This is a genomic window from Mesorhizobium sp. CNPSo 4689 (assembly GCF_057784325.1).
In genome coordinates this window covers 20,906-27,587 of the sequence record NZ_JBWLUZ010000046.1, presented here as the reverse complement: position 1 = coordinate 27,587, position 6,682 = coordinate 20,906, and the positions used below count along the sequence as shown (strand labels likewise).

The 6,682-nt window shown below is 59.6% G+C and carries 7 protein-coding genes and 1 pseudogene; 1 reads left to right on the top strand and 7 read right to left on the bottom strand.

Features of this window, described 5'->3' with window-relative positions:
- Nucleotides 1-238 precede the first annotated feature (238 nt).
- A complete protein-coding gene (locus AC04SI_RS30360) occupies nucleotides 239-598 on the top strand; it encodes a sunset domain-containing protein (protein WP_488475500.1) in 360 nt (119 codons plus the stop codon).
- 3 nt (nucleotides 599-601) lie between these two features.
- Here the strand turns inward: AC04SI_RS30360 and AC04SI_RS30355 are convergent, their stop codons facing one another.
- From AC04SI_RS30355 to AC04SI_RS30325, 7 genes and pseudogenes are all read right to left on the bottom strand, one after another.
- On the bottom strand, nucleotides 602-1,912 hold the full coding sequence (locus AC04SI_RS30355) for a hypothetical protein (protein WP_488475499.1): 1,311 nt from the start codon (nucleotides 1,910-1,912) through the stop codon (nucleotides 602-604).
- 119 nt (nucleotides 1,913-2,031) lie between these two features.
- Entirely contained in the window at nucleotides 2,032-2,388 is a 357-nt protein-coding gene (locus tag AC04SI_RS30350) for a hypothetical protein (RefSeq protein ID WP_488475498.1), read from the bottom strand.
- 383 nt (nucleotides 2,389-2,771) lie between these two features.
- Complete coding sequence (locus tag AC04SI_RS30345) at nucleotides 2,772-3,293, bottom strand: hypothetical protein (protein WP_488475497.1); 522 nt, start codon at nucleotides 3,291-3,293, stop codon at nucleotides 2,772-2,774.
- Nucleotides 3,294-4,368: 1,075 nt separating this feature from the next.
- Nucleotides 4,369-4,632: a hypothetical protein gene (locus tag AC04SI_RS30340; protein ID WP_488475496.1), complete on the bottom strand. Its 264-nt coding sequence runs from the start codon at nucleotides 4,630-4,632 to the stop codon at nucleotides 4,369-4,371.
- A gap of 249 nt (nucleotides 4,633-4,881) precedes the next feature.
- The gene (locus tag AC04SI_RS30335) at nucleotides 4,882-5,070 is read right to left on the bottom strand and encodes a hypothetical protein (protein WP_488475495.1); all 189 of its coding nucleotides are present in this window, start codon (nucleotides 5,068-5,070) and stop codon (nucleotides 4,882-4,884) included.
- A 443-nt stretch (nucleotides 5,071-5,513) separates the two neighbouring features.
- Complete coding sequence (locus AC04SI_RS30330; RefSeq protein ID WP_488475494.1) at nucleotides 5,514-5,945, bottom strand: hypothetical protein; 432 nt, start codon at nucleotides 5,943-5,945, stop codon at nucleotides 5,514-5,516.
- Between the two features lie 28 nt (nucleotides 5,946-5,973).
- A pseudogene (locus AC04SI_RS30325) lies at nucleotides 5,974-6,680 on the bottom strand (SOS response-associated peptidase).
- Nucleotides 6,681-6,682 lie beyond the last annotated feature (2 nt).

Here is a 6,682-nt window from a genome sequence, read left to right as displayed (position 1 = left end):
ATTCCCGCCCCAAAGGGCTGAAGAGTTGAACGCGTTGAGCGGTCGGCAGATCGAAGGCTGACACGCCCCAGCGGGCTAAATGGCAACGGCCACTCCCCACCTTGAGGGACTTCCGAATCCGGTACCAAACGTCAGATTCTGACCACTAGCACGTGCACAGGTGTTCATTCTGGGCGTCCACTAGGACCTTTCTGGACTCTCAGCGGCAATGGACGCATGCTCTCATCGGGGAAAGGGCATGGGCAAAGTTGTTCATCTCAAGGCACGACGGCGCAGGCCTCTATGGCGCTTGCTTCTGGCGGCTCGCCTTCCCATCTCCATGGCACTGCTAGCTGTTGCCTCGGCCGCCTACTTTGCGAGCAGCAACGAGCCCCGCCTTCCGACCGTGCATTCCGCCGGCTCAAGGTCTAGCGAAGCCGCGTTCCACAAGCCCGGCTGTGATATCAAGGGCAACATCAACGAGTGGGGCGAGCACATCTACCATATGCCGGGGCAGGCCTACTATTTGGCCACCCGCGTGAACCCAGCCCGTGGAGAGCGGTGGTTCTGTTCGCAATGGGAAGCGTGGTGGGCCGGCTGGCGTAAGGCGAAGGTATGAGCATCACTTGACCACTACCGGAATCGGTGCTCCCGCACCTGCCGCAGCCACCTCGCCCATAACCTCCTCGGCCACCTCGCAGTGTGTCGCCGCCACCATCACCCCGTCATGCATCGGTAAGGCCGCTATCCCCATCCTCGCCAGCCTCAGCAAGGCGGCCACCAAGATGCAGCTTTCGGTGAACATCAAGTCCATCGCAATGTCCTGGCCGAAGAGCGGTACTAATGCGGGGTGCTTCTCGCCGATGGCCTCCGCCAGTCTCCTCCCAGTCCACCCTACCGGCAGCGCCTCCTTCACGCCACTCGGCAAGCGGGTCATCCCGTTCGAAGACGACAGCATGGCCGCGAAGCCAGCCTTCACGCCGGCGCGATGCTCCGCCAAGTCGGGGATGGCGTAGAGGTCACCTTCGGGCGGCTGAGCCCCTACCCGCGCATAGGCGAGCCTCGGAAACATGCTGGCAAAGTCGAGGTCGGCAATATGCTCGCCGTTGATGGTGAGACCGTCCCGCAGTTCCTTTGGCATTGATAGCCAGAAGGCGCCGTAGAGCCGGCCATGAAGGTTGAAGGTGATGGGGCTGGACTGGGAGCGGAGAAGGAAGCGACGAGTCAGCCTAAAGCCGGCTTGCGGCTCGCCATCGACCTCGATGCGCTGGGTGGTGAGGAAGGCATTGATCTCGTCCATCTCCGCCCTCAGCCCTATGGTCTCCGCATTGTCCCCATAGTCCACCAAGATGGATGGCAGCTTGTTGCCTTGCTGGTCCCTTCCCACCCTGGCGGATAGCCTAATTACCTCCTCACCCTCTGCACGCCCTACATCAGCAACAGGAACTTCGGGCTGCGTCAGGTCAGCTCTCAGCCAACTTACTGCCGCTATGCCTGTCCGCCGAATGTGGGCCCTGCCGGGATGCACCATGATGAGCCCAGCACCCTCCATGGCCTCCACGATCTGTGACAATTGGCGGAACCCGGGGCGGTCATAACGGGTCAAGGCGGCATGCTTCATCGGCAGGGCTAGGTATTGCCCCCAGCGATGGTTGGCATGAAGCACCTTAAGGTTGGCGATGACGGAGGAGACAATCACAGCCGTCCTCTCCACCACATCGGCTCTGGGTTGCCTTATGCGCCTTCCAGCTGCCTTTGAGCCGGCATCGAGGACAGCCTCAGTGACCAGTGCTGCGATGGAAGAGAGCTTGGGGCCGCTTGAGGTTAGCCATGGGTCAAACAATAAGTCTGTGGTGGCGAGAGAATTACTGAAATCCTCGCCTTCTGCCAAAGCTCTGAGCACTGCCTTACTGCGGCTGCTAAGCGGCGACATCAAGCAGCCACAAGGCATATGGGGCGGGTTAAGCTCCCAGTTCGCCGGCGGGCTTCAACATGTGAGCACCCAGACACCCCAACCACGTCACTCGATTGTTTGCTTTTGCGCACCATCGCCTACCCCGCGCGTTTAGCCCAGCTCGGTCGCCACCCCGGAACGTGCGATGGATGCTCACCGAAGCGTTTGGTTTTGTTGGCGATGATTTCCCCGACCGCTTCGCAAGCCAGCGCCTCTCCCGCCTTCTCCAAATTCTCCCCGATCTTTCGCAGCACGAGCCCCGATGATCTTGGGTAAGCATGAAGCTCCGTATGAATGTCCGGCCCCACCGGATTGAACATCTCCCAGCTTCGGTGCGTCCCGCTCGCCAACCGGTGAACTGCCTTCGCAGCCTGCACGATCTTGAATTCGCGGGTGCGATGGGAACCACGATCATCTTCGACCAAGGCGCTTACGCCCAAATAGATGGCCAGCAAGCGGCGGGGCTCAATGCCAGCCTCCCGCAGTCTGGCGAACGCAACCCGCGCTCTGTAGCTGGCCGGCTGGCCGCGCAAGTTCATTGCTGGGTCAACACGTCCCGCGCCTGCAAGGATATGAGCTAGCTCCTGAACGGCACCAGCAATGGCACCCTGCTGCGGGCATTCTCCAAGCCACCTGGTCGCGGCGACAACGTAGGGCTTAAGATCGGCCGCCCGATAGGTGGCGCACCAGTGGGAGCCGTGACGAGCCTTGTGCTGCACGTGGTATCGGCAATGGAATTGTGCCTTCCCGCCTGAAACTGACGTGATTGGTCGTCCACAGCTCGGAATGATGCAGACGTTATCGGAGACTGGGAACCAAGCCTCCGGAGATTGACGAGTCAAAGCTCGCCCTTCTCTATCAACCTGTTCTCTCTGAATGCCTTCAGTGCGTACGCCAGTTCCGCCTTCTCCCGGCAGATGCCTTCGATGTAGGCAAACATCGGCTTGGAATGCCCTTGTGGTTGCGCGATAGAAATTTGAGACATTTTCGTTAGCATGTAGACGTCTTTCCACGCGTCGTAGGCGTCAGGGACTTTGCCCTCTGAATTGTAGCCACCGTTCGCTACCCACTTTGGGACGTGATTTCCGAGATATGCCTTCACCCCCTTATTCCGCAGAAATACCGTTACGGGCGTTTCATCTTCCTCAAGCTCTCGGAGATTGATGAAATGCGCTATGCCATAGGCGTATAGTGTTTCTGTATTCTTCGTTCCACCATATCCAAAAAAAGTCCGCGACTCTTTGCCAATCTTTCCGAAGCCACAATAAGCGCCAGCAGCTATTCCATCGACGTATTCGCCGAAGTGCGCCGCCTTCAGCACCATTGTGTTCATCACTATAGGTTTGAACGACCAATTCATTTCATACCCTTCTGCTGGCCTTGAATGTAGGTCATATACTTGAACATTTACAGCAATTTCGGTTAAGCGCGGCGAGCCGACGCACCCCGGTTTTTCACTAGGGTAGGCTCATAGGCAGGCTCATAGGCAGGCTCATAGGCAGGCTCATAGGCAGGCTCATAGGCAGGCTCATAGGCAGGCTCATAGGCAGGCTCATAGGCAGGCTCATAGGCAGGCTCAGCCCCGAACCGGGCCAGCCACAGCAGCCACGGTAACGCAAGCCCCTCACAAGCAGCCGCCTTGCATTGCGTTGTCCGTTGGTTAGACTCGTCCGCGAGCGCTGACGCGGCGCTTCGGGGTGTGGAAACCCTGAGTTCAAACATGGTGCCGAACACATCGGCGCCGATCCTCGACTTTTTCGGTCGGGGAGCCTGTGGCGTATGTCCAGGTTCTCCGGAACTAAAGGCCGCAGGAACCGGAACTCGGTTTTCCAACTCCCCGATCAGGGGTCATGAGGAGGCTGTCTGCGGGGGCGTACCGCAGGCGTTTGCCTCTCTAGGGGAAACCAATGTCGTCAAAAGCGCTCCGGGCACCAAGCAGCGCCACAGCAACCGACCGCTATCGAACATTCCGAGGGCGGGAGCCGGCAAGGTGGCTAGCTGAATTCCGAGAAGCGGGCTGGCCCGATACAGCAGCAGCGGCCGTAACGAGTTTTCTAATGGGAGCACGACCGCTTCCTCCAGGCTGGAAGGAGGAGATGGTGCCGTCAGAATCGCTACAGGCCGAAGCTATCGCCTCCGGTGCCACTGCGACCATTGTGGCGCAAATTGCTGGTTTAGAGCCACGGCCAGCAGACGGTTACCTTGCCGAGCACCGGCCCCCAAGGAGCAAGATTGCTGCGCTGGTGGCATTTGGTGTCTTGGCCATCGCGGTCATTCTGGTGCTTCGCTCTATCGGCACCATGGAGTATCGCCGTTCAGTCAATCACTACTGCATGTCCGGACCGGCCTCGCGCTGTCCAGATTACCCCCGAACCCCTGGGAAGTTCTCCTACGAGATCGACCCTGACGCTCCTGCCTCATAGGCCTTCGGCCCGCTACTCCATGTCTGGCACGTCGCCACCCACAAAGAGCGTCGTGGGCTCTCCGTAATCGCCAAGTGAGGGGTTGGCATCACGCGACCACGCAATGACGCCGGCATGTTTCGTCGCAAGGCTCTTCGCGGTCCTTATGGCCCGCTCCTCCGATTGCTGCTCGATCGGCCCATAGACCGGCTGGAGGTCGCCTGTCTCATCTCGATCAAAGGCGGTGACGACGATCAGCTTGGGTGCCTTCTGCTGGGGAAGAATATGGTCTGACATGCTGATGCCTTCCGTTGGCCGTTAGTCGGTCCCGCTGCGCTTCCGTCTATGCCACCCTCGGCTGAACCCATAGCTCACCGCAGGAGCCCAAAGAGCCACCTCACGCTCCAATGAGGCGTTGGCGACGAGGAGCGCCTTCACGGCCTCTCGGGCATCCCCGCCGCATGTTGCAATGACCTCATCGGCGGCAAGCTCCAAGTCCACCGCTGGAGGATCGACTTGCTGTTGCTCGGTTGGCATTGCTCTGCCTCACAGGTGGTTTTCGCCGTCGCCACGATGCTCGAAACAGAACCAATGAGGTGCCTGCTTTGGCTTCGCAAAACCCCATCCGGCATCTTTACCGCAGCCGCCATGCTCGCACCAATGATGCTGGATGCCGGGCGCCGTGACGTGTTCCGGCCCCGGAAGCCTGATTTCGCCACTCACTGTGCCGTCCATAAGGGTTACTCCGAACGCTCCAAACTCGGAGGGAACAAAAACGGAACAAAATTGTCAAGGGGGAATTGACTTGAGAGAGGAATGAGTTCCTAACTTGGGTCATGCCTGACATTGACGGAAGACGAAAGCGCGGCGGCGGTTGGACGCTTGGCAATGCCCATGACATCGGGCAGCTCGTGCTCGTCCGTTGCGGGCTATGCAACGTCAGACGATGGTATCAGCCGAGCGACCTAGGGGAAATCTTAGGGGACGTTGAGGCCGAGTTGGTAGGGCGCAAAATGAGTTGAGAGCGGTGCGGCAAGAACGCTTGCATGCACACCGAGACGCAGAACCCAACGGCGCGGGAACGGCAGGCCATCCGCGTTAGGCGGCTCGCAGAAATCAGGACAGTGCGGCGGGTGGTGTGGAGAGACGAGGCTTAAGGAGCTTAGTGCCTTTGTCCCTCACTCACAGGCAGCGTGGTAGGCGGATGCCTTGTCAACAAGCCCTGCATATTTGACTTGGGTCCAGACCACCTCCCGGCTGAATGGTCCGCGACGGAATTGAAAGACCTCAGTCGCCCCGGCCGGATAGACCACAAGGATGACGACTACGGGCGGCGTGTTAGCCAGTGCAAATACCTTCGCGCCTTTAGCCCGTGACGAGAAGCTGCCCTGGGCATCGCGGATTTGAATGTCGAATTCCGTCCCTTCCTGCACCAACGCGATGTTGCCGCTGCTTATGTTGTCGCTGTGCCACCCGGCTTGTGCCTCGGGAACTAATCCACCCGCAGCGAAGTACCCATGCCCGTCTGATGCTCCGCAGGTCATCACAACCTCTGCATGGGCCGCTACCGCCCAGAGCGTTCCTAACAGCAAGAGAAGTACGCGAGCCATTTCACTCCTCCGTATGAGGCGCTCCACTTTACAGCAGCGGCAATTGGCTGGTTGCGGAACTCTGCGGGACCTTGATCTGCGTGGCCGGCTTCTCGACAATCACCAAGGCATCGTCCGGCGCTGTCCGCTGCATGTGCCGCGCTTCGGACCATGGCGCGGTCAACCAGGTGTCCACCTCTTCCTTGGTGGTCAGGATCACCGGCATTGCCTTTTCGTGGATGGGCGCAATGAGCGCGTTGGGCTTGGTCGTCATGAAGCCGTAAAGCTCAAAGTCCCCCGGCCCATCCTTCACCCTGCGGACTCCCTGCCAGCGCGTCCACAAGCCAGCGAAGAAGAACAGCGGACGGTCCTCGCTTCGGGCGAACCAATAGTTCCGCTGTATGCCCGTCTCGGGGTCCTTGTCGTTGGGCATAGGGCTCGGCTCCGCGAAGCTCGTCACGGGCACCACACAGCGGTTCTCCACGGCAACGTATTGCTGCCAATGGCCATACTGCGGATTGCGGATGTTGGTCGTACCATGTCCGCCTTGCCCTTCACCCGCTCGGCCGGCGTCGGCATTCCCCAAAGCAGCTTGGCAACTTCGCGTTGGCCATCTGGCGCATTTCGGACCACCGGGCCTGGCAGGTTGGGATAGATGTCTAGGGACGGCTCAAGGTTGCCCAGGATGTCACGCAGAGCACCAGTCCATTGACGGATGGCCTCTTGCGACGTGGTGATGTTGTAGAGGTTGCACATGG